Raw genomic sequence first — 23,683 nt, 5'->3', positions numbered from 1 at the left:
CGCACAAAGAAATTCGTCCGCTCGGAATCGTGACAATTGTCCCGTTGGGCGGCAATGACGATCTTACAGTCCAGCATTCGAGTTGTGATCTTGGTCGCAGCGTTTCGGTGTCGTACTCGGCGACACAGTAATCTGGACACGCGTTCGGCTTTCAACGGTGCGAGTCGGCGTGGGCAGGGGGACTCCCAGGGGAGCGGGAAAGGAACGCACCGAGATGTCGCAGCACCCCGCGACACGGCGTCGCACCGACGGGCGACGGCGTACCCAGATCCTCCAGTACACCGCCATCGTCGCCGCCGGTATGGCCAGCATCGGCCTGACCGTCGCCGCCGGAACCTACGTCGTCAACCAGATCGCCGCGACCGGCCGCATGCCCGGCACCGAGATCGCGCTACCCGGCACGGGACTCGCCGAACGAGAGCCGGACGACGAGCGCGGCGGACACGAATCGGCGCGTACCGCACGGCTTTCCGGTGAGATCGGCCTCGTCGCCGAGGCCGTACGGCTGCCGTTCACCCCGCTGCCCGGACTGTCCGAATCCCTTCCGGCGGCCGCGCCCACACCGACCACCGCGGCGACCACCGGTATGCCGCAGGCCGGCCCGGCCCCCGTGCGGCTGCGCCTGCCCGGCGACACCTACGTGGGGGCGAATGTGACCCGCCCACAGCCGGATTCGCTGACCATGACGGTCGATACGAATGTGCTCGCCGCCGTCACCACCGCGCTGGCCCACCAGCTCGGCGCGCAGGCCGCCGCCGATCCCGCGGGCATCACCCGAATCAGCACCGACATCGACACCCGCAGCGGCGAGATCACCGTCGCCCTCTCCGACCCCCTGCTCGGCAGGCAATCGATGCAACTGCACCGGCCCCCTGTGTGACACTTGCCCGGGTGTACGACTACTGCGTGATCGGCGGCGGCATCGTCGGCGTCGCCACCGCCCACCGCCTCCTGGCCACCCGGCCCGGGGCGAGTGTGCTGCTGGTCGAAAAGGCCGATGGGCTGGCCGTGCACCAGACCGGACACAACAGCGGCGTGCTCCACTCCGGCATCTATTACGCGCCCGGCAGTCTCAAGGCACGGATGTGCCGCCGGGGTGCGCAGTGGACCAAGGAGTTCGCGGCGGCCCAGGGCATTCCGTACGAGGTGTGCGGAAAACTGCTGGTGGCCACCGATGCCGCCGAGCACGCGCGAATGCTCGCGCTCTACGAGCGCTCGGTCGCCAACGGGGTCGAGGTGGAGCTGCTCGACGCCGCCGAGCTGGTCCGCCGCGAACCGCGGGTGACCGGCGTGGGCGCGCTGTTCGTGCCGAGCACCGGCATCATCGACTACGCGCGGGTGACCGTGGCGCTGGCGGGCGAGGTCCGCGCGGCCGGGGGCGAGATCGTGCTGGGCGCCGAGATCACCGCGGTCACCGAGACTTCCGACGCGGTGGTCGTAGCCGGACCCACGGGCTCGTGGCGGGCGCGGCGGCTGGTGGCCTGCGCCGGACTACAGGCCGATCGGGTGGCCCGGCTGGCCGGACTGCGAATTCCGGTGCGTATCGTCCCCTTTCGGGGTGAGTACTACCAGTTGCCCAGCGATCGCAAGGGTTTGGTGAATACCCTCATCTATCCCATCCCCGACCCGGAGCTGCCATTCCTGGGCGTCCACCTTAGCCCGACCATCGATGGCGAGCTGACCGTCGGCCCCAATGCCGTACTCGGGCTGGCCCGCGAGGGCTATCGCAAGGGCAGCATCGATCTGCGCGACGCCCGAGAGATCCTGGGCTATCGCGGCTTCCACCGGGTGGCGGCGGCCCATGCCCGCACGGGGCTTCGGGAGCTGCGCAATTCGCTGTTCAAGCGCGGCTACCTGGCCGAATGCCGAAGGTACTGCCCGGAATTGACCCTCGCCGATCTACTGCCACGCGCGGCCGGAATCCGGGCCCAGGCGGTGGCCCACGACGGCACGCTGCTGCACGACTTTTTGGTCGAGCGCACCGACCGCTCGGTCCATGTCCTCAACGCCCCCTCCCCGGCGGCCACCTCCGCGCTGCCCATCGCCGAGCATATCGTCGCTCGGTTGGACGATTGACCTATTCGTCCTGTTCGCCGGATATGTGCCGGACACGCCGGAGCGCGCGAGTTATTCGACGGTAACCGCCAATAAAGAGGACTTCTGTAGTACTTTTGTCGGCAGCCGTGGAACAGGAAGCAAGCCTATGGGCCACATCAGGTACGCGAGCGACGTCGGGGCTCCGGTGGAGGTCGCGTTCACGTACACCGACAACCACCTGTTCGTGCCGGACTGGATGTTCGGCATCGCAGCATTCGAACCGGTCGGCGACGCCGGCCACGGGCCGGGTGCCGTGTATGCCGCCGCCGTTCGGCTCGGGTTGTGGCGCCCCACGGTCGAATGTGAGATCACCGAGTACCGCCGCAACGTGGTCATCGGATACACGCTGCGCAGGCGCCGGCCGGGGAAGGTGGCGCCTGCGCGGTCCGATCGGCCCGTCGCCGACCTCGGCACGCTCACCTTACGGTTCGACCCGCTCGGCCACGGGCGCTCGGTACTCACCTCCGAGGCCGACTACCGCCCGCCACGCGGCCTGGTGGCTCGACTGTGCACCAAATTGATCGATGCGGCCATCACCTCCGCCGTGCGGCGAAGCGAGGCGCAATTGCGAAGAGAGATAGAGGAATTCCACGGGACCGATGTTGTCGGTCGGATTGCGTAGGGTAGGCGACCATGATCATCGTGAGCACCGACGGTTCGTGCCTGCGCAATCCCGGTGGCGCCATCGGCTGGGCGTGGGTCGGTCACCAGGGCGCGTCCGCGAGCGGCGGGGCGGCCTCGGGCACCAACCAGGTCGCCGAGCTACGGGCGGTGCTGGAGGCGATCGTGGCGCATCCGGGCCCGGAACCGCTGCTCATCGAGAGCGATTCGCTCTATGCCATCAAATGCGCCTCGGAGTGGCTGTCGAGCTGGCGGCTCAACGGCTGGCGCACCTCGTCCGGCGGCCCGGTGAAGAACGCCGAACTGGTCCAGCACATCGACCATGCCATCGCCACCCGTCCCGGCCCGGTGCGCTTCCGCTGGGTGCGCGGGCATGTGGGCAACTACTTCAACGAGGAGGCCGACAAGCTGGCCGGTGCGGCCGCCCGCGCGGCCGCCGCGGATCCCAACGCCCTGCCCACCGGCACGAGTGATCTGCCCGCATTACCCGCGATCGACACGGCCGTACCCACCACGCTCGAGGTCGTCACCGCGCCCCCGCGCGCGAAAAAGGCCCCGGCCGTTGCCCAGGCGGCCGAGCCCGCCGACGCGCTCACGCTGTTCTGACTCCGGTCCGCCCCGGAGACCTCCGGCTGTGGTATCACCCGCCCACAGCCGGAGGCGTTCGGCGGCGTTTCAGCGACCCGGCTGAGTTCCGGCCGGGCCGTTGGGAGCCGGGGTCGGCGACTGCTCGCTCTGCGGGGCGGGCGTACCGGGCTCGCCCGGGACGGGTCCGGCCGGGCCGCCGAGATCGTTCATCATCGGCGACTTGAAGGAGCTGGCCAGCCACTTGCCGTCCTTCTTCTCCATCGTCGCCACCACGCCGATGGTCAGATGCTGCGGCTGCGGGGTGGCGGCCTTGGACTGGTTCTGCGTGATCAGCAGCAGCACCGAGGCCTTTTCGTCGTCACCGGTCTCCCACGCGCAGTGGATCTCGTCGACGGTCGAGCGCACCTGGGCCTGGGTGGTCAGCTCGCGCAGGGCCGAGGACGCGGCATCGAACTGGGTCAGCCAATCCCCGGTCGATCGATCCTTGACCCGCTTGACGTAGTCGTCGAAGGTCTTGGCGTCGTAGGTACCGATCTGCTTGCCGAAATCGCAGGCGGCCCGGGCCGCGGCGTCGCGATCGTCCAACTGCTGTCCACGATCGTCGGACTGCTTCCAGAACACCACGATCGCGGTGATCGCCGCGACCAGCAGCACACCCGCGCCGAATGCGGCGACCACCGGCAGCAGCGATCCGGACCGTTCCTTCTTCTCCCGCTCCGCGGGCTTGGGCTCGGCCTGCGTCGGTGGCGCGGTGGACACCCGCACCGTCGGCTCCGCGGCCGCGGACTGCTCGGATTTCTCGGCGGTCACGTCCGCGGCGGTGCTGTCTTGCGGGCGATCGGCCTTCGCGGTCGCCTCGGCCTCGGTATTCGGTTTTTCCTTGGCAGCGTCGTCATCGGACATGAAGCGATCTGTCACCTTCCCGGCGCGCCGCACGGCACACCGTGTAGCCGGATCGACCCGGAGTGCCCCGGGCCGGACAGGTTCTCTCGGCGAGTATGCCCGCCGCGATAGTGTTTCCACCGCGCGGGCATCGTCTCACCGCACCGGGGGCAGGGTCCGCTCGTTCGGATCGACCCCTGTCGGCATCTGGGCGCCGTTGTTGGGCACATCGGGCCGCGGCGCATTCGAAGAACCACGGATCTGCTGATCCGGGGGCGGATTGATGCAGTAGTTCCACCGCGGCAGCGTGCCGTCCTGCACCACCTGGGGCGCGACCGGTTTGGTGGCGTACTGACAGAACGGGCGCGGCCAGATATCGACGATGGTATGGAACTCGTTGTCGTGCGCCGGAACGCCCGCGGCGGAACTGCCCACCACCAGCGCCGGGAACAGCGCCCGCAGCGCCGGTTGGCGCAACTGCGCGGCCTTGGTGATGGCCACGAAATTCGCGGCCAGGCTGGAGATCGGGTCCTGCGTCCGGTCGAGTACGGCCCCCAGCTGCTCCATCTGGCCGGGCGCCTTGTCGAGCACCTTCTTCAGTTCCTCGTTGGCGTTGTTGAACTGGGTCAGCAGCGTCCCCGAATTGCGGGTCAGCGTGCCCAGATCCGGCTGCGCGTTGGAGGTGGTCGCGGCGATGGTGCGCAGATTGGCCAGCAGGTTGGCGGTCTGCGGCAGCAGATTGTCCAGACCCGCGGTCACCAGGCTGAGCCCGTCGATCATGTGCCGCAGCTGATCGGGTCCCCCACTCAGGGCCGTATCCAGTTCGGTGAGAATGACATTGAACCGGTCCGGATCGATCTGGGCGAAGAACGCGCTGGAGTTGTCCAGCACCGACCACACCGGCGTCGGCGTGCGCACCTTCTGCGGATCGAAGGCGATCTTGGCGCCGTCGGCCAGATACGGCCCGCCGTCGGCGAACGGCCGGAAGTCGATGTACTGCTCGCCCGCGCCGGACAGCGCCTGCACGGCGATCGCGGTGTCGACGGGAATTCGGTAGCGGCTGTCGATTTCGGCCTCGGCCGCGATGGCCGACCCGCGATCGACGAGCTCGATGGAGTTCACCTTGCCGATGCGGTAGCCGCGCAGCGTCACATCGTTGCCCGGCTGCAGGCCGCCGGAGCGGTCGAGATTCACCGTCACGGTGTAGGTCTGGCGCAGCGGATTGACCCGCATCACGGTGACGGCGAGATAGGTCGCGCCGATCACCAGCGCGAGCACCAGTCCCACATTCGACAGCAGCAGCTTGTGCCGCTTCAGCCAGCTCACCGGTGGCCTCCCGTGACTCGGCTGTAGACGATCTGCAGCACCTGGATCAGACTGCCCTGCATGTCGTGCAGATCGCGCAGGTCGAAGAATTTGCCTTGCGGGGGATCGGTGAGCAGGCTGGTATTGAGCGACGTGAGGACGAGCGCATTCGCCAGCGAGTTGCCCTTGAAGGTGGAGTCGATCTTCGGCCGGATCTCGTGGAAGGCGTCCAGCAGCGGGCCGAGATCGTTCTGCGTGCGCGCGAGCGCGTCCATCAGCTTGTGCACATTGTCGAGCAGGTCGGCCAGCTGAGTTCCGGTGGTTTCGGAGTAGTCGCCGAGGGCGGCGCTGGTGGTCGACACCTTGGTCAGCAGCTCGCCGATCTGCTGATTGTTCTCGGCGATGGTGCCGATCATGCCGGGCAGCGTGTCGGCGACCCGACCGAGCTCGTTGTGCCGGGCCTCGATGGTGTTGGCCAGCGCGCCGAAACCGTTGAGGGTGCTGTCGATTCGTTCGCTGTTGGCGTGCAGGGTGGTGGTGACGCTGGTCATCTGACGGATCAGATTGGCCAGCTGATCCGGGCGGCCGCCCACCACCGAATCCAGTTCGGAGGTCAGTTTCCCCAGCGCCGCGACGCCACCGCCGTTGAACAGCATAGAGATCGACAGCAGCAGCTCCTCGACGGTCGCACCGGCCGAGGTCTTCTCGATGCCGATGGTGTCGCCGTTCTTCAGCAGCTGTGTACCCGGCTCGGACTTCGGCTTGGACACCGCGACGAAGACGTCACCGAGCGGGGTCGCCTGCCGCAGTTCGGCGGTCGAACCCGCGGGCAGCTCGATGTCCTTGCGGATGGTCAGATCGACGACCGCCTGGAAGTTCTTCGTCGAGATATGCGACACCACACCGACATCCGAACCACCGATCTTGACCTTGGCCTGATCGGGGAGGTTCAGCGCGTTGGCGAAGACCGCGTGCACGGTATAGGTGTCACCGGTCACGCCCGGTTTGGGCAGCGGCAGCTTCTCCACGGTGAGGCCGCAGCCCGACGCCGCCAGCACGCCGACCGAGGCGGCCAGTGCCACCGCGGCGCGCCGCGCCCGGACCGAGAGCCGAGCTCCTGCAAGCAATCCCGTCATTTCGTCAGTCCCAACAGTGCCGCGGTCAACCCGAGGTCGGGTCCGAAATCTTCGATCCTGCCGGTCCGGCAGCCGTCCGAACGCATCTGGATGCGTTCGCAGAACACGCTCACGACCTCACCGGACAGCGAGGTGCCCAGCACACCGTGCAGCCGAATGTAGCGGTTCTGCCGGTTGACCGAGCGGTCCAGGTTCTGCAGGAAAAGCGGTGCGGTATCGACGATCTCGGTGACGCCGTAGGCATTGCGGCGCAGCTGATCGGTCACCGCGGTCAGGCCGGTGAGGCTGGTGGCCAGCTGATCCTGGTACTGACCGAACGCGCCGCTGGTATTGGCCAGGAAGCCGTTGATCTGGTCCAGGGTGGCCTGCAGGCCGGGGGCCTGCTCGGCGAGCAGCCGCGACAGCTGGGTGGTCCGATTGCTGAAATCGCGCACCGATTGGTCGTTCTCGGCCAGCATGGTCGTCAACTCGTTGAGCTTGACGATGATGGTCGCCACCGCGTCCTTGTTGTCGACGCCGACCTTCAGCGCGCCGGACAGCGCGTTGAGGGTGTCGCGGATCTTCTCGCCCTGGCCGTTGACCATGTCGTAGAGCAGGGTGCCCGACAGCGGTCCGACATTGTTGCCCGGTGCGGGCTTCAGCGCGGCGGCGAACTGATCGATGGTCTTGATCATCGTGTCCAGCTCGACCGGCGTGCGGGTCTGCTCGACGGTCAGATGCGATTTGTCCGGCAGGGTCGGCCCGCCGGTGTAGACCGGGGTGAGCTCGATATGCCGGTCGGTGACGATCGAGGGCGAGATGAGCGCCGCGACAACGTTCTTCGGGAGCTTCACATCGCCCTGGATCACCATGTGGACCTCGGCGAACTGGCCCTTGGGCACGATCTTGTCCACCTTGCCGACCTCGAGGCCGAGCACGGTGATGGGATTGCCCTCGTACATGCCCGCGATGTTGCGGAAGTCGGCGGTGATGTGCTGGGTGGCGCCCACCGCGTCCTGCACCGAGGTCGGCAGCACCGAGCAGCTGCCCGCGGCCAGCGCGGCCAGGCCCACCACGAATACCTTCGCGGCCCTGGTGACCGTGCTCATCGTCGGTTTCATCCCTGGCACCCCTCGGCGATTCGGGCGAAGCACAACCAGTTGTCCGGGAACAGCCATGGCAGGCCGACCTCGCCGTACGGGCCGTTACCCAGCGCATTGTTGAAGTACCGCAACGACACCGGCATGATCTGCAGCAACCGTTCCAGATTGTCCTGATTCTTTTGCAGACCCGCCGAAATCGTGTTCAGCTGCTCGATCGTCGGCCCGAACTGATTGTCGTTCTCCGCACCGATCTCCTGCAGCTGGCGGGTCAACGACGCCACATTGTCCAGCAGCTGCCGCAGCAGCGCCTGCCGCTGCATCACCCGCTCCGCGATCGCCTCACCCTGGGTGATCACCAGCAATACGCTGTTGCGGTTGTCGCCCAGGATCTTGGTGACCCGATCCAGGTCCTTGAGCAGCGCGTCGACCTGCTCACGCCGATCGTTGATCGTCTTGGCCAACGCGCCCACGCTGTCGAGCGCCTGCGCGGTCAGCTGCGGCGAACCACCGATCTGATCGCCGAGCACCCGCAGCGACTCGGTCAGCTTCTGGGTGTCGAGCGCCTCGAACTTCGGCGTCCCGATCTGCACCACATCGGCCAGGTTGTACGGAACCACGGTGTTGCTCTTGGGAATCCGCTTACCCTTCAGCCCCGACCCGTCGCCCGGATCCAGGTCGACATAGCGCGCCCCGAGCAGGGTCGCCATCTTGATCGACGCCTTGGCGTCCGGACCCAGCTTCACATCGTTGTTGATCTGCAGGGTCAACAGCACGTGATCGCCCTCGAGCTCCGCGCCGGCGACACTGCCGACCGGCACCCCCGCCACATCGACCTTGTCACCGACCCGCACCCCGGCGGTCTGCGCGAACTCGGCCTTGATGTCCTGGGTTCCGACACCGAGCTTCTTGTAGGTGCTGGACGCGATCAGCAGGACCACGATCAGCACCGCACCCACGATGCCGAGCCAGAAGAAACGATTGGCGTTGAAACGTTGTTTGAGCGTCGTCATCATCGGCACACCGCCGAGTGGGATTTGCCGCCGATCTGGGTGAGCAGACCGCGGGGGAGCAGAATGCCGTACAGCGAGACATCCAGGCTGCAGACATAGGCATTGGCGTAGGCGCCCTCGGAGGTGAACCTGCCGAGATTGGAGAGCAGGTTCGGCACGTCGACGGCCGCCTGGTCGAGTTTCGCGCCGTTGTCGATCAGCAGGGTCAGCGCGTCGCGGGTGGAACTCTGCGCGGCCTGGAGCCTGGGCTGCACCTGGCCGAGCATATTCACCAGCGACGTTGTCGCCGTGGCGATCTGGACCGTCGAGGCCTGCAGCGACTGACCCTGGTCGTACAGGCCGCCGATCAGCGCCCGGGTCTGGGTCACCAGCGTCTCCAATTCGTCACCTCGTTTCGCCAGCCCCTGCATCACCGCGGAGAGATTGGTGATCACGTCGGCCAGGATCGCGTCGCGGCGCTGAAAGTCCCCGGCCACCGCGGCGGCCTGGGTGATGAACGCGCTCAACGAGACCCCGTCACCCTGCAGCGCCTGGATGAAGGTGTTGGACAGACTGTTGACCTGTTCGGGCTGCAGCGCCTGGAACAGCGGCTGGAAGCCGTTGAGCAGGCCGGAGATGTCGAAGGAGGGCTCCGTCCGGTCCAGCGGGATCGAGCCCTTGTTGCGCAGGGGCATAGTGTCGCCCTTGGTGCCCGGCGCCAGCGCCACATACCGCTGACCGATCAGGTTCTGATAGCGGACCAGGGCCTTGGTGTTGCCGTAGAGCGTCTGGGTGCGCTGCACCTCGAAGGTCACCCGGGCGACATTCTTCCGGTCGGGGCCGCGCACCACCTCGATCTTCTCGACCTTGCCCACCCGGACGCCGGCCATCCGGACGTCGTCGCCCTCGCGCAGGCCGAGCACATCGGTGAATTCGGCGCTGTAGGTGTTGGTCGGGCCATCGACGATGCGCGCCAACGTATTCCACACCACCACCGTCACCAGGATCGACACCAGCGCGAAGATGCCGAACCCGATCAGCGGTTTACGAATGCTCATCGACCGGTACCGCCTTCGGTGACTTGCAAGGTTCCACCCCTCAGGATCGAGCTCAGCAGCAGATATTCGGCAGTGGTGGGCTGGCGGCCGAGCAGCGCCACGATGGCGGCGTCACCGGTGTAGGCGATCGGCTTCCCGGCGATCTGGCCCGCCGGATGCACCGGCGCCTGCCCCGGCGCGCCGCTGTCCGGGGCGGGGGCGGGGGGCGGCGCGGGCTGACCCGGCACGGGCAGGCCGAGCATGGGGAACAGTCCCGCCAGCGGGGTACCCGCGAACGGATGGGCCGGATTCGCCGGATCGGCCGGAGCGGCGACCCGATCGTCCGGGGCGGTGATGCCCGGGATGGCGGGCAGACCCGGCATCGGCATGGCCGGGGGCAGGCCCTGGGCCGAATCCAGCGCACGCGGCTTCATCGCATCCGGCAGCGGCGGCAGCGTGGCCTCCAGCGGCGCGGTGGCACAGCTGGGCGCGGCCAGCTCGCCGTAGCGCGGGCAGTCGGAGCGGTCGTAGGGCTTGTACGGGGTCAGGGTCAGACCCGCGTTCCAGACCATCTGCTTACCCGGACCCCAGTGGAAGGTCGTGCTCAGCGCCCGAATCGAATTGTTCAGATTGGCGATCGCCTGCGGGATCGCATCCGGATTGTCCGAGATCGCACCGAACATCGCGCTGGTTCCGGCGGTCACCTCCTTACCCACATCCGGGTTGCGGGCGAACAGCGCGTTGACCCGGTCGACGGTGCCGGAGGTACCGGTCAGCAGCCCGACCAGTTCGGCGCGCTTGTCGGAGATGGTCTGCGCGGTCTTCACCGAATCGGCGAGCACGCCCATCAGCTCCGGCGCCGAGGCGTTCAGCGCGTGGAAGGAGGAGGAGAAATCCGCCAGGGTCTGATCCACGTTCGGCACCGCGGCGCGCACGTGAGTGAGCCAATTGTCCAGCCGCTCCACGGTCGAACCGGGGACGCGACCGCTGCCGTCGAGCGCGTAGGACAGCGTGCTCAGCACCCGGCCCAGCTGGACCGGATCGATCTTGTTCAGGATGCGGCGCACCGTCGTGAGGGTGTCCTGCAGGGCGATGGTGCCCTCGCTGCGGTCCTCCGGAATCTGTGCACCGGCGCGCAGCGACGCCGTATCCGGTCCGTTGTAGACCAATTCGACGGAGGTGACGGCGAACAGGTTGCTGGGCACCACGCGCGCGGTGACGTTGGCCGGAATGTCGTCGACATACTCCGGATTCATCTCGATGCGCACCTGCTGCAACTCGCCCTTGGCCGCCACCGACACCCCCTTGACGGTGCCGACCAGCACGCCGCGGAACTTCACATCGGCCTCGGCGGGCAGGCCGTCGCCGGTGGTGGTCATATTCGCGGTGACGTCGACCTTCGGATTGAGAATCGCGCCCTTGTACCGGGCCATCAGGAAGGTCAGCGCGAGCGCGAACACCACCAGCCCGCAGAGTCCGGCGATGAGCAACTGCCGCATCGTCGGTCCGCGGCCACTCGGATCGATGATCATTCGTTTGCCCCTACCCGGAAATCCTGATACCGGGGTTGATTCCCCAGACGGCCAAGGTCACGAAGAGGTCGGCGAAGACGACCGCGATGATGCACAACTTGATGGCGCGGCCCGCGGCCACGCCCACGCCCTCGGGGCCGCCGGAGGCGAAGAATCCGTAGTAGCACTGGATGAAGGTCGTGATCGCCACGAACACAATGGCTTTCAGCAGCGACCACAGCACGTCCTGCGGAATCAGGAACTGATAGAAGTAGTGCTGGAACGTGCCGGTCGCGGTGCCGCCGATCAGCTGCACGGTCAGCGCGCAGGAGATGTAGGCGAACGGCAGCGCCAGGCAGTACAACGGCACGATGGCGATCATCGCGGCGATCATCCGGGTGCTCACCAGATAGGGCAGCGGCCGGATCGCCTGCGCCTCCAGCGCATCGATCTCCTCGGAGATCCGCATGGCGCCCAGCTGCGCGGTGAACCGGCAGCCCGCCTGTGCGGCGAAGGCGACCGTGGCCAGCATGGGGCCCAGCTCGCGCGTGGTGGCGAAGGCGGACACCGCACCCGTGATGGGGCCCAGGCCCAACAGATTCAGTGAGTTGTAGCCCTGGATGCCCACGGTCATGCCGCCGAACGCGCTGAGGATCAGCACGATGCCGATGGTGCCGCCACCAACGATCAGATTGCCGTTGCCCCAGGTGACGTCCGACAGCAGCCGCCAGACTTCCTTCGGATAGTGCTTGAACGCCAACGGGATCGAGCCGATCGACCGCAGGAAGAAGAACACCTGATGGCCGATCCGCGCGAGCCAGTCGCGGGGAGCGGTCGCGGACGTGCGGATTCGCTGGAACGGCCGCAGCAGCGGCGGAACATAGGTTGACGACACCGGCTCAGACCACCTGGGGAGGGAACAGGGTGTTGTAGATCTGCGTGATGATCAGATTCACGCCGAACAGCATCACCGCCGACAGCACCACGGCGGTGTTCACCGAGTTCGCGACGCCGCCCGGGCCGCCGCGGGTGTTCAGGCCGGAGTCGCAGGCGATGATCGCCGCCAGCAGGCCGAAGATCAGCGATTTCACCAGCGCCACGAGCAGATCCATGGTGACCGCGAAGGAGGAGAAGGTACCGACATAGGAGCCGGGTGTGCCGTTCTGGGCGAACACATTGAAAACATAGCCCGTCACGAAGCCGACGAAAACCACGAAGCCGCACAGCAATACCGACACCAGCATGGCCGCGCCGAGCCGGGGGGCGACCAGCCTGCGCATCGGATCCACACCCATCACCTTCATCGCGTCGATCTCCTCGCGGATGGTGCGCGAACCGAGATCGGCGCAGATGGCCGAGCCGACCGCACCCGCGATCATCAGCGAGGTGACCAGCGGCGCGCCCTGCTGGATGATGCCCAGGCCGTTGGCCGCGCCGATGAACGAGGTCGCGCCGACCTGCCCGGCCACCGAACCGACCTGGATGGAGACGATGACGCCGATCGGGATGGCCACCAGCAGCGTGGGCGCGGCGGCGACCGAGGCCATGAAGGCGCACTGCCGCACGAACTCGCCGAACGGGAACCGCCGCCGGAAGATGGCGATGAACAGTTCGGCGACCGCCGCGATGCCCATGGTGATCTGGCGGCCGAAGGTCTCCAGCGACCGTTTGGGATGGTCCTGCCAGTACGCCTTCGTCCAGTCGACCGCCTCGCTCATTCGACTTCGCGTAGGTGGACTGTTGGTGAACTGCACTGGCTGACCCCTCTCGACGCCGGTTGCCCGCCCCGACGACTGTTTGCTTGAGGCACCTTACTACGGAGTTAGAAAAAACACACCACAAAGTGTGGTTCCGGTCATAGACCCAGATCACGTTCTGTCAACTGCTGTGATGAGCGTCATCGAGTTGGTAACTACCACAAAGATCGTGACAAATTTCTAGAACCCGTTCTACTTCTGAGAAGAATTGTCCGAGCGCCTGGCGGAACGGGAGAATTTCCCGGAACGGATTTATAGAAAATAAGGATGCGCGAGTAATGTCCGCCCGAGCCTATCGAGCGAACGGACGATCCGGCCGGTACGACACCGGGTGTCCTACTCGCGACGCGCCGGTCATCCGCGGCGAATCGGACGGGTTTGCGCCGTGCCCGTAACGTCTCGATCGTCGGCATCGATCCAGCAAACATGCGCTGGTAGAGGACGCGTCCGCGTCCGATTCCTGACAGGATGTAGTAACTACATGACTTGATATCGTGCGACTTCCGACGTCTGGAGGGACATGTTCACACAACTCGCCAAGGCGGCCAGAGCCGCCTTCGCCGTCGCCCTCGGCACGGCGCTGCTGGGGACGGGCGCGGGAGTCGCGCACGCCGATCCCGCCCCGCCCGTGATCGGTGGCGGTTCGGGCATCATCGTCAACAACGAATACGAATGCACGGTGACGACCGTGGGCCGCGACGGCGCCGGACGGCTGGTCGGTCTGACGGCCGGACACTGCGGCGAGGCCGGGGCGCCGGTGGTGGCCGAGCAGGCCCGCGGCGCCGGGGTGATCGGGCACTTCGCCTATTCCAACCACGATCTGGACTACGCGGTCATCCAGTTCGACGAGGGCCGCATCATCCCGGTCAACCGGGTGGGCAATGTGACGATCACCGGACTGGGCGCGCCCGCGCAGTTCCCGATGATCGTCTGCAAGGAGGGCCGGACCACCGGCAATACCTGTGGCATCGCCTGGGGCGACATCTTCCAGACCGATGAGACCTGGACCCAGATGTGCGTCGTCGAGGGCGACTCCGGCGCGCCGGTCGTGGTCGGCACCACGCTGGTCGGCATGGTCAACGCCTATCTGGCCGTGGCCTGCTTCGGCCCGGAGGTCGGCACCAACATGACCGCGATCACCGGCGATATGAACGCGCGCGGCGATGTGGGCGCGGGGTTCCTGCCGATCTAGGCACCGCACGAAAGTCCTTCCGGGGCGGCGATTCGAGGGCGAATCGCCGCCCCGTCGCATCAGTGCCCCCGCTGGCCGGGCTGGACCGCCGGGCCGGTCATACCGCAGTGCGGCAGGCACTCCACGTCGACTCCCGCCGCGGGCTCGGCCCGGCGATCACGGCGCGGAGTGCCCAGCAGAATGCCCGCCAGCAGCGCCCCGGCCGCCAGCAGGCCCGCGCAGATCGCCATGGCGACGGTGAAACCGCGGTCCATGGTCGCGGCGTCCTGGATGGAACCGGACAGCCCGGCCAGTCCGGGCAGCGCGGCCACCGCCAGCAGCTGGGCGGTACGGGCGACGGCGTTGTTGACGCCGGAGGCGATCCCGGACTCGCCCGGGGGCACCGCACCCAACACCGCGCCGGTGAGGGGCGCGACCAGCACGGCCAGGCCGAGGCCGAAGACCAGCACCCCCGGCAGCACATCGAGCAGATAGCCCGCGACCCCGCCCGCGTCCGGGCCGATCCGCAACAGCAGCAGCGTCGCCCCGGCCGCCAGCAGCGGTCCGATCGTCATCGGCAGCCGGGCGCCGTGCTGCTGCGCCCAGCGACCGGCCGGAGCCGACAGCACCAGCATGACCAGCGTGATCGGCAGGGTGGCCACGCCCGAGGCCAGCGGCGAGTATCCGGCGACCTGCTGCAACTGCAGGACCAGCAGGAAGAACACGCCGCCCAGCGCCGCGTACACCGCGAAGGTCACCAGGTTCGCTGCGGTGAACACGCGCGGACGCGCATGCGCGTCGTCCACCCGCGCCCCGCCGCGCCGACGGCCGGTGAACAGCGCGGGCGGCACCAGCGGATGATCGCTGCGCACCTCGATCATCACGAAGGCCGCGAGCAGCAGCCCGCCGATCACCGCGGGCCACACCATCGACTCGATCAGTCCGAAGGTGAGCGCGCCCAGGCCCAATGCGACCACCACCGCGCCCGGCACGTCCAATCGCGCGGGCGCCTCCGGATCCCGGCTCTCCGGCACATGTCGCACGGTCACCGCCACCACCACGGCCGCCAGCGGCAGGTTGATCAGGAAGATGGACTCCCAGCCCCACACCTCGATCAGCCAGCCGCCCAGGAACGGTCCGATCGCCCCGGCGATACCGCCGAATCCGGACCACAGGCCGATCGCGGCGCCCTGATCGCGCTCATCGATCGAGGCCGAGATCAGCGCCAGGCTGCCCGGAGTGAGCAGCGCGCCCGCCAACCCCTGCACGATCCGGGCGGCCACCAGCATCTCGATGTTCACCGCCGTGGCGCACAGCACCGAGGCGATCGCGAAACCGATGGTCCCCCAGACGAATACCCGCCTGCGGCCGAGCCGATCACCGAGCGATCCGCCGAGCAGGATGAACGAGGCGAGGGTCAGGGTGTAGCCGGACAGCGTCCACTGCAGCCCGGCCATTCCGGTGTGCAGCGCCGCGCCGATGCTGGGCAGCGCGATATTGACGACCGTGGCGTCCAGCATGGCGACCGACGAGCCGAGGACGGTGGCGAAGACGATCCACCGTCCGGTGGCCGAGCGCAGCCTCGGCAACTCCGTGGAATTCACACCCGTCACGCTACGACCGCCCCGGGCGACGTGCCCGGATTCGACGCGGCCGGGCTCGGATTCGATGTTCCGGCAACTCATCTGGGTATGGTGAGGAGGGGCGGCCGGAAGGAGTGAATCGTGAAGGTACTCGGCTCGATTCTCTGCTCGGCCGCCGTGATGGGCGCCTGCTTCTGGGTCGGCGGCACCGCCTCGGCAACCGGCGTGCACTGCGATTCCGACGCCGAACACGACGTGATCATCGTGGCCGGGTCCACCGCCTGCCGGGCCGTGACGACCGGAACCGGACACGCCCGCGCCCTGAGCCTGGACGGGGTGGGCTATGCCCGGGCCACCGCGGGCACGGTCGCCGTGGCGCTCGGTGCGTCCGGTGGTACAGGGGCCAGCGAGGGCCGGGCCGGACTCCCGGTGGCGATCGGATTCGGTCGGGACGCCGTCGCCCACACCTCCCTCGACGAGACCGGCCGGGTGGGCGTCACGATCGCGCTGAACGGCTCTCGGGCCCAGGTGGTTTCGGCCGACCGCGAGGCCGTCTGCCTGGGTTCGGCCGCGCTGGCCTGGGATTCGCACAGCGGCGCCGCTTGTGTGGCGACCCCGGTGGGACTCTGGCGCACCCCACCGGTCGCGTTACCCTGAGCCACGGGACGCAAGGAGGTGGGAACATGGTCGCGGCGACGCCCTTTCCCGGGTCGCGGCGGTCCGCGCCCGCGCCGAGCGCCGAACCGCGGATGACGATCGATCCGCGCTTCGTGCCGCTGGTGCACCGCTTCTTCCGAATGTTCGATCGGCCCGCTCGCGGCGGCGGCGCCCTCGCGATCTACCTGCGCGGCGAGCCGGTGGTCGACGTGTGGGCAGGCTGGTCCGCGCCCGATCAGCGCTGGCGATCCGACACCGTGGCACTGAGCTTCTCCACCGGTAAGGGGGTGGCCGCGACCGTGCTGCACCGGATCGCCGAGCGCGGCCTGATCGACTACGACGCCCCGGTGGCGACGTACTGGCCGGAGTTCGCCGCACACGGCAAGGGCGAGATCACCGTGCGCGATGTGCTGGCGCATCGGGCCGGGCTGCACCGGGTGCGCGGGCTGGCGGCCACGCCGGACGGGATCCTCGACTACGACGCCATGGTGACCGCGCTGGCCGATGCCGAACCGGATCCGCGGCGGCTGCATGCGACGGGATATCACGCGGTCACCTTCGGCTGGCTGGTCGCCGAGATCGTGCGGCGGGTGACCGGCGAGGAGTTCACCGAGGTGCTGCGGCGGGAGATCGCCGAACCGCTGCGGACCCCGGAATTCTGGTTCCGGGTGCCGCCCGAGCAGCGCCATCGCATCGCCCGCACGTTCCCGCGGCTGCGGGTGCCGGGCCTGCGCTGGGACACCGCCTCGGCCGTGCTCGCGCGCAGCCGCCGCCTCGCCGGAATCGCGGAGGCGGGGATGCCGCTGGGCTTCGATGTGCTGGTGCACGATCCGCGGGTCCACGACGCGGTGATGCCCGGGTTCAACGGTGTCTTCTCGGCCCGGGCGCTGGCGCGGATGTACGGCGCGCTGGCCAACGGCGGGCGCGTCGACGATGTGCAGTTGCTGCGGCCGGAGACCATCGCGCAGATCAGCCGGGTGCAGAGCCGCGGCCGCGACTACGTCATCGGACTGCCGCTCGGGTTCACCCTCGGCTACCACCGCCCGCCCATCGCCTCGCGCCGTCCCGTTCGCCGCGGCTTCGGACACTACGGGGTCGGCGGTTCGGGTGCGTACGCGGATCCGGAGCTGGGGATGTCGGTCGCCTTCGTCACCAATCGACTGGGCAATTCCCTGAACACCATCGGTGACGGACGATTGGCCCGCATCGGGGCCCGGGCGCGCGCGGTGGTGGCGCCGGAATCGAACCGCACGGGCCGCTGATCCGTATTCCGGGATATGAATGGCGGCACCCGCGCGCGGGAACGTCCGCGGATACCGCGAGCGGCGCCGTTGCACGCGCTGTGGGCCGGCCTCGATTTCGATCGCTATTTCCGCTGGCGCTCCGAACGCGACGGCGATCCGTTCTTCGTGCGATTTCCGGGATTCGGCTCGGCGCTGTTCACCGGAACGCGTTCGGGCGCAATGGAATTGTTTCGCGCACCGGTGGAGATATTGACACCGCCTCGGCCGAATCCTATTGAGCCGCTGGTCGGTTCGTCCTCATTGATATTGACGGGCGCCCAGCGGCACCGCCGCGATCGGTCACTGCTGACGCCCGCATTCCATCGCGATCGAATTCGCCACTACGGCAGGCTGGTTCGCGATTCGGTGCATGCGGAACTGGACAGCCGCGGCGGGCGGGCCTGGCGGCCGGGCGCACGCGTTGACGCGCGTGCCGCGGCGCGGGCGATCACCCTGCGCGTGATCTCGGCGGCGGTCTTCGGCATCGACGACTCCGCGCGCCGGGCGGCCTGTGCCGCGGCCGTGGCGGATTTCCTGACCGCCTTCAGCGGTCCGCTCCTGCTCGTTCCGGCCCTGCGGCGCAGCGTATTCGGGCATGGGCCGTGGGATCGGTTCCTGACCGCGCGGGCCCGCCTGGACGCCCTGATCGACGCCGAGATCACCGATCGGCGCGCGAGCGGGCGGACGGGCGAGGACCTGCTCGGCATGCTGTTGCGGGCCCGTGCCGACGACGGGGCCGCGATCACCGACGTCGATCTGCGCGAGCAGCTGCGCACCCTGCTGGTCGCCGGGCACGAGACCACCGCGACCAGCCTCGTGTGGGCGCTGTACCGGCTGCACCGCGAGCCCGCGACGCTGCTCCGGCTGCGGGCCGAACTCGCCCGCGCGGGGTCCGGCCTCGAACCGGACGAGCTGTCCCGCCTGCCGTATCTGGACGCGGTCTGTCAGGAGACGCTGCGGCTGCATCCGCCCGTGCCGATCGTGCTGCGCCGCCTGACCGAGCCGTACAGCTTCGGCGGTGTCGCGCTGGCGGCCGGCGCCACCCTGGGCCTGGCCGTGCCGCTGCTGCATTCGGATCCCGATATCTGGGCGCGCCCCGCCGACTTCGCACCCGAACGATTCCTGGCGCGGCGCTACGGCCCATTCGAATACACGCCCTACGGTGGCGGGCATCGGCGCTGTATCGGCGCGCCGCTGGCCGATTACGAGCTGCGCATCACGCTGGCGACCGTGCTCGAACGCGTCGAGCTGACGCTGTCGCCGCGCTGTGCGCGCGGCCGGATCCCACCGGCGGTGCCGCACAACATCGCCACCGGGCCGCATGCCGCAATCACCTTCGATGTCGGGTTCGTCCGATCCGATAACGAGTGATTTGCCTCACAATAAAGTTTCAACTCGCATCGTTGCCGTTTCCGCACCGTCGCAGCGGCGACGCGACCGACTCGCCGACATGAACGGGGCTTTCGTCACCGGGGTCCGTCAGCGCGTCGCGCGAGTGACGTATCGCACACCGGGAAGTCGGTCTTCATAACTGCCAGAAGGCAATTGGCTGACCCGCGCATGAGATGTAGTAATGGATTCCGGGTCGGGGCCGATATACCGCCCAGCGCTCGTATCGCGCGAGACCTTCCCGCACGCCGCCTGCGTGCGAAAGAGGATGGAGAGGACGAAACGGCTGTGCGCACCACCACCTGTCGGAAATCCGGACGGGACTCGAGTCGATCCGCTCGGATCGGCGTCCTATCCCTCGCGGTGACCTCACTGGCGGTGGCCACCGCCGCGGCGATCTCGGTCGCGCCCGCGGCGGCCGCCCCGCTGTGGCCCGGCGGCCCGGATGTGCCGGGCGCCCCGGCCGTCGTCCAGGCCCCGCAGCCCGCACCGGGTGCGGCCCCGACGAAGAACCCGCCGCCGCTGCCGCAGGCCAACTTCGCCCCGCCGAGCATCAGCCCGGCCGACGGCGATGTGGTGGGCGTGGCGCAGCCGATCATCATCAACTTCAAGGATCCGGTCACCGATCACGAGGCGGCGGAGAAGGCCATCCGGATCACCTCCAGCAATGCCACCACGGGGCACTTCTACTGGCGCGGCGACAAGCAGGTGCGCTGGCGGCCCGAGGAGCTGTGGCCCGCGAACTCCGATATCACCGTCGAGGCGGGCGGCACCAAGGTCGCCTACAAGATCGGTGACGAGGTGAAGTCGGTCGCCGACAACAACACCCACACGGTCACCGTCTACCGCAACGGCGAAGAGATCAGGAAGATGCCCACCTCCATGGGCAAGCCCAAGCACGAAACGCCCAACGGCACCTACTACGTGGGCGAGAAGAACCGCAAGATGATCATGGACTCCTCCACCTACGGCGTCCCGATCACCGACAAGGAGGGCTACAAGCTCGAGGTCGAATACGCCACCCGCCTGTCCAACAGCGGCATCTTCGTGCACTCCGCCCCGTGGTCGGTTGCGCAGCAGGGCGTTTCGAACACCAGCCACGGCTGCCTCAACCTCAGCCCCGAGGACGCCAAGTGGTTCTTCGAGAACTCCCAGAAGGGCGATCCGGTGATCGTCGAGAACTCCATCGGCCAGCTGAGTGCCGGTGACGGCATGGGCGACTGGTCCTGAGCTGAACCCTCGAGGCCCGCTCCGCGCTGCGCGGAGCGGGCTTCGTCGTTTTCCGGCGAGAACCCGTTCGCCGCCCTAATATTCGGCGCATGTCCGGTTTGTTCAGCGGATGGGCATCGGTGATTAACCGGATAGTTGCCCGTGACCGGCAAGCTGCCGCGGTGCGATCCCGGCCCGAACGAGTACTGCCCCAACCCCCGGTTCGTGGTCTGAAGGGACGTCCCTGGACCGATTACGCGCTGTTCCTGGTGCTGGTAGCCCCGAATCTGATCCTGTTGGGGCTGTTCGTCTATCGGCCCCTGGTGGACAACATCCGGTTGTCCTTCACCGATTGGAACATCTCCGATCCGATCGCCACCTACATCGGCGTGCGGAACTACACGGAATGGTTCGGCCGCAAGGACTCCTGGGACATCGTCTTCAACACCGTGGTCTTCACGCTCGCGGCCGTGGTGGGCAGTATGGTGCTGGGCCTGATCCTGGCGCTGCTGCTGGACCGGAAGCTGTTCGGCCGCAATGTCGTCCGCTCGGCCATCTTCGCGCCGTTCGTGATCTCCGGCGCGGCCATCGGGGTGGCCTTCCAGTTCATCTTCGATCCCAGCTTCGGCCTGGTCCAGGACCTGCTGCATCGGCTCGGGGTCACGAATGTGCCGGATTTCTACCAGAATCCGAACTGGGCGCTGTTCATGGTGACGGTCACCTACGTCTGGAAGAACCTCGGCTACACCTTCGTCATCTATCTGGCCGCGCTGCAGGGCACCCGTCAGGAACTGCTGGAGGCCGCCGAGATCGACGGCGCGAGTCGTTGGACCACCTTTACCCGGGTGCTGCTGCCGCAGTTGCGGCCGACCACGTTCTTCCTGTCGATCACGGTCATGCTGAATTCGCTGCAGGTCTTCGACATCATCAATGTGATGACCCGCGGCGGGCCGCTGGGCACCGGCACGACCACCATGGTCTACCAGGTCTACCTGGAATCCTTCCGCAACTTCCGCGCGGGCTACGGCGCGACGGTCGCCACCATCATGTTCGTGGTGCTGCTGATCGTGACGCTGGTGCAGGTGCGCGTCATGGATCGGGGCGACCGATGAATACGGCAACGCAACCGCGCGTCGTCACCGTGACATCGGACGATGCCGCGACGCCGGAGGCGCGCCGTTTCGCCGCCGCCTACCGGCGCCGGCAGCGCGCCGCCACCCTGCTCGGCTATGCCGCCATGGTGTGTGTACTGGTCATCGTCGGTGTCCCGCTGTTCTGGATCGTCATCACCTCGTTCAAGGACCGCCCCGACATCTACACCCAGCCCGCGGTGTACTGGCCGCACAGCTGGCATCCGAGCAACTATCGCGACGCCACCACCGCGCTGCCGTTCTGGCAGTTCCTGCGCAATTCGCTGATCATCACCGCGATCGTCGCGGCGGTGAAGTTCGTGCTCGGCGTGTTCAGCGCCTACGGCCTGGTATTCCTGCGCTTCCCGGGTAAGACGATCGTCTTCGTGGTGATCATCGCGGCGCTGATGGTCCCCAATCAGATCACCGTCATCTCCAACTACGCGCTGATCGCGCAGCTGGGCTGGCGGAATACCTTTCAGGGCATCATCGTTCCGCTGTGCGGCGTCGCCTTCGGCACCTTCCTGATGCGCAATCACTTCCTGTCGCTGCCGATCGAGGTGATCGAGGCGGCACGGATGGACGGCGCGAACTGGTGGCGGCTGCTCACCCGGGTGGTGCTGCCGATGTCCGGCCCGACCATGGTGGCATTCGCGGTCGTCACGCTGGTCAACGAGTGGAACGAATATCTCTGGCCGTTCCTGATGGCCGACGATTCGCGCGTCGCTCCGCTGCCGGTCGGATTGACGCTGCTACAGAACACCGAGAATCCCAGCGTCACCAACTGGGGTCCGGTCATGGCCGGAACCGTGCTCACCATGCTGCCGATCCTGATCGTCTTCTTGATCCTGCAGCGTCACATGATCAAGGGCCTCACCTCCGGTGCGGTCAAAGGTTAACCCCCACAAGGAGATTCCTGTGTCCGATGCTCGATTCCCGTCGCTGTCGCGACGCGGGTTTCTCGGCGCGTCCGCGGTCGCCGCGACCGGCCTGGCGTTGAGCGCCTGCGCCGGAACCGGCGGCGGCGGTAGACAATCCGGCGATTCCAACACCATCACCTTCTGGTCCAACCACCCGGGCACCTCCAAGGATCAGGAGGTGGAGATCATCAACCGGTTCCACGCGCAGCATCCGGATCTGAGGGTCGACCTCATCGATGCGGGCAAGAACTACGAGGAGGTGGCGCAGAAGTTCAACGCCGCGCTCTCCGGTGGCGAGCTGCCGGATGTGGTGGTGCTCTCGGATGTCTGGTGGTTCAACTACGCGCTGAGCGGAACGATCGAGCCGCTGAACGAGCAGCTCTCGGCGCAGGGCGTACGGGTCGGCGACTACGTCGACACCTTCGTCGACGACTACAAGTTCAACGACAAGATCTGGGCGCTGCCGTACTCGCGCTCGACGCCGCTGTTCTATTACAACAGGGATGTCTGGGCCAAGGCCGGACTGCCGGACCGCGGGCCGGAGAGCTGGCAGGAGTTCGACGAGTGGGGGCCGCGGATCCAGGGCGTCGTCGGCGAGGGCAAGTGGGCGCACGGCTGGGGTGATGCCAAGAACTATCTGGCGTGGACCTTCCAGGGCCCGAATTGGACCTTCGGCGGGGCGTATTCGGATCAGTGGAAGCTGCGCTTCACCGATCCCGGCACCATCGCCGCGGGCACCTATCTGCGCGAGTCGATCAACACCAAGCGCTACGCCAGCATCCGCCCGCAGGTCGCGGTCGACTTCGGCACCGGCGTGGTGGCCTCGGCCATCGCCTCCACCGGAGATCTCAAGGGCATCAAGCAGAATGCCACCGGAAAACTGGAATTCGGTACCGCCTTCCTGCCGCATCCGAACGGCCCGGGCTGCACGACCGGCGGTGCGGGACTGGCGATTCCGGCGCGCATCTCCGATCAGCGCAAGGCCAATGCGCTGAAGTTCATCGAATTCCTCACCAATCCGGCCAATACCGCGTACTTCACCCAGGCCACCGGCTACATCCCGGTGCGCAAGTCGGCGCTCGAGGATCCCAGCGAAAAGGATTTCCTGGCCAAGAATCCGAACTCCAAGACCGCGTTCGACCAGCTGCCGCTGACCAAGTCACAGGACTACGCGCGGGTATTCCTGCCCGGCGCCGACCAGATCATCGGCACCGGACTCGAGCAGATCGGGCTGCAGAACAAGGATGTCGCCGCGGTCTTCGCCGATGTGAACAGTCAGCTGCAGGCGATCTACGAACGCCAGATCGCGCCCAAGCTCCCCAAGTAATTTCGCAGG

General features: G+C 67.5%; 22 protein-coding genes. 12 read left to right on the top strand and 10 right to left on the bottom strand.

The genetic code is table 11. The annotated features are described in order from the left end of the window. Positions 1–214: 214 nt before the first annotated feature. From NDR87_RS24070 to NDR87_RS24055, 4 genes are all read left to right on the top strand, one after another. Positions 215–880, top strand: a complete 666-nt coding sequence (locus tag NDR87_RS24070) for a hypothetical protein (protein WP_251915603.1) — start codon at positions 215–217, stop codon at positions 878–880. Positions 881–891: 11 nt separating this feature from the next. Further along, on the top strand, positions 892–2,076 hold the full coding sequence (lhgO, locus tag NDR87_RS24065; RefSeq protein WP_251915601.1) for an L-2-hydroxyglutarate oxidase: 1,185 nt from the start codon (positions 892–894) through the stop codon (positions 2,074–2,076). A gap of 127 nt (positions 2,077–2,203) precedes the next feature. Continuing rightward, positions 2,204–2,719, top strand: a complete 516-nt coding sequence (locus tag NDR87_RS24060) for an SRPBCC family protein (protein ID WP_286014000.1) — start codon at positions 2,204–2,206, stop codon at positions 2,717–2,719. Positions 2,720–2,730: 11 nt separating this feature from the next. After that, complete coding sequence (locus NDR87_RS24055; RefSeq protein ID WP_251915597.1) at positions 2,731–3,324, top strand: ribonuclease H; 594 nt, start codon at positions 2,731–2,733, stop codon at positions 3,322–3,324. A 69-nt stretch (positions 3,325–3,393) separates the two neighbouring features. On the opposite strand, the gene NDR87_RS24050 is transcribed toward NDR87_RS24055, so the two are convergent. From NDR87_RS24050 to NDR87_RS24010, 9 genes are all read right to left on the bottom strand, one after another. After that, a complete protein-coding gene (locus NDR87_RS24050; RefSeq protein WP_251915595.1) occupies positions 3,394–4,209 on the bottom strand; it encodes a hypothetical protein in 816 nt (271 codons plus the stop codon). 135 nt (positions 4,210–4,344) lie between these two features. Beyond that, entirely contained in the window at positions 4,345–5,514 is a 1,170-nt protein-coding gene (locus NDR87_RS24045) for an MlaD family protein (protein ID WP_372494285.1), read from the bottom strand. Beyond that, positions 5,511–6,629 (bottom strand): MCE family protein, encoded by a 1,119-nt coding sequence (locus NDR87_RS24040; RefSeq protein WP_251915593.1) that lies wholly within the window; start codon positions 6,627–6,629, stop codon positions 5,511–5,513. The genes NDR87_RS24045 and NDR87_RS24040 overlap by 4 nt, the downstream gene beginning before the upstream one ends. Continuing rightward, complete coding sequence (locus NDR87_RS24035; protein ID WP_251915591.1) at positions 6,626–7,729, bottom strand: MCE family protein; 1,104 nt, start codon at positions 7,727–7,729, stop codon at positions 6,626–6,628. Before NDR87_RS24035 ends, NDR87_RS24040 begins: the two co-directional genes overlap by 4 nt. Then, positions 7,726–8,721, bottom strand: a complete 996-nt coding sequence (locus NDR87_RS24030) for an MCE family protein (RefSeq protein WP_251915733.1) — start codon at positions 8,719–8,721, stop codon at positions 7,726–7,728. The genes NDR87_RS24035 and NDR87_RS24030 overlap by 4 nt, the downstream gene beginning before the upstream one ends. Continuing rightward, positions 8,721–9,758: an MCE family protein gene (locus NDR87_RS24025; protein ID WP_251915590.1), complete on the bottom strand. Its 1,038-nt coding sequence runs from the start codon at positions 9,756–9,758 to the stop codon at positions 8,721–8,723. Before NDR87_RS24025 ends, NDR87_RS24030 begins: the two co-directional genes overlap by 1 nt. Beyond that, positions 9,755–11,269, bottom strand: a complete 1,515-nt coding sequence (locus NDR87_RS24020; protein ID WP_251915587.1) for an MlaD family protein — start codon at positions 11,267–11,269, stop codon at positions 9,755–9,757. Before NDR87_RS24020 ends, NDR87_RS24025 begins: the two co-directional genes overlap by 4 nt. A 10-nt stretch (positions 11,270–11,279) precedes the next feature. Further along, entirely contained in the window at positions 11,280–12,143 is an 864-nt protein-coding gene (locus NDR87_RS24015) for an ABC transporter permease (RefSeq protein ID WP_251915585.1), read from the bottom strand. A 4-nt stretch (positions 12,144–12,147) separates the two neighbouring features. Next, entirely contained in the window at positions 12,148–12,966 is an 819-nt protein-coding gene (locus NDR87_RS24010) for an ABC transporter permease (RefSeq protein WP_251915583.1), read from the bottom strand. Positions 12,967–13,525: 559 nt separating this feature from the next. Between NDR87_RS24010 and NDR87_RS24005 the strand changes: the two genes are divergently transcribed. Next, positions 13,526–14,197, top strand: coding sequence for a S1 family peptidase (locus NDR87_RS24005; RefSeq protein ID WP_251915580.1), 672 nt, complete (start codon positions 13,526–13,528; stop codon positions 14,195–14,197). 59 nt (positions 14,198–14,256) lie between these two features. Here NDR87_RS24005 and NDR87_RS24000 read toward each other — a convergent pair whose 3' ends face one another. Then, the gene (locus NDR87_RS24000; protein ID WP_286013962.1) at positions 14,257–15,861 is read right to left on the bottom strand and encodes an MFS transporter; all 1,605 of its coding nucleotides are present in this window, start codon (positions 15,859–15,861) and stop codon (positions 14,257–14,259) included. Between the two features lie 39 nt (positions 15,862–15,900). Here NDR87_RS24000 and NDR87_RS23995 point away from each other — a divergent pair, with 39 nt between their 5' ends. The 7 genes from NDR87_RS23995 to NDR87_RS23965 all read left to right on the top strand — a co-directional run bounded on the left by NDR87_RS23995 (position 15,901) and on the right by NDR87_RS23965 (position 23,674). After that, the gene (locus NDR87_RS23995; RefSeq protein WP_251915578.1) at positions 15,901–16,416 is read left to right on the top strand and encodes a DUF6764 family protein; all 516 of its coding nucleotides are present in this window, start codon (positions 15,901–15,903) and stop codon (positions 16,414–16,416) included. Positions 16,417–16,442: 26 nt separating this feature from the next. Further along, positions 16,443–17,678: a serine hydrolase domain-containing protein gene (locus tag NDR87_RS23990; RefSeq protein ID WP_372494284.1), complete on the top strand. Its 1,236-nt coding sequence runs from the start codon at positions 16,443–16,445 to the stop codon at positions 17,676–17,678. A 15-nt stretch (positions 17,679–17,693) separates the two neighbouring features. After that, a complete protein-coding gene (locus tag NDR87_RS23985) occupies positions 17,694–19,070 on the top strand; it encodes a cytochrome P450 (protein WP_251915576.1) in 1,377 nt (458 codons plus the stop codon). A gap of 306 nt (positions 19,071–19,376) precedes the next feature. Continuing rightward, entirely contained in the window at positions 19,377–20,318 is a 942-nt protein-coding gene (locus NDR87_RS23980; RefSeq protein WP_372494282.1) for a L,D-transpeptidase, read from the top strand. A gap of 89 nt (positions 20,319–20,407) precedes the next feature. After that, positions 20,408–21,409, top strand: a complete 1,002-nt coding sequence (locus tag NDR87_RS23975; protein ID WP_372494281.1) for a carbohydrate ABC transporter permease — start codon at positions 20,408–20,410, stop codon at positions 21,407–21,409. 125 nt (positions 21,410–21,534) lie between these two features. After that, positions 21,535–22,326 carry a carbohydrate ABC transporter permease gene (locus NDR87_RS23970; protein WP_251915689.1) on the top strand — a complete coding sequence of 264 codons (792 nt, stop codon included), beginning with the start codon at positions 21,535–21,537 and terminating at the stop codon, positions 22,324–22,326. Between the two features lie 19 nt (positions 22,327–22,345). Further along, positions 22,346–23,674 (top strand): ABC transporter substrate-binding protein, encoded by a 1,329-nt coding sequence (locus tag NDR87_RS23965; protein ID WP_251915572.1) that lies wholly within the window; start codon positions 22,346–22,348, stop codon positions 23,672–23,674. Positions 23,675–23,683: the final 9 nt, after the last annotated feature.

Origin of the sequence: Nocardia sp. CDC159 (genome assembly GCF_023740735.1) — a bacterium.
GTDB lineage: Bacteria > Actinomycetota > Actinomycetes > Mycobacteriales > Mycobacteriaceae > Nocardia > Nocardia pulmonis.
This window is presented reverse-complemented; position numbering and strand designations above follow the sequence as displayed.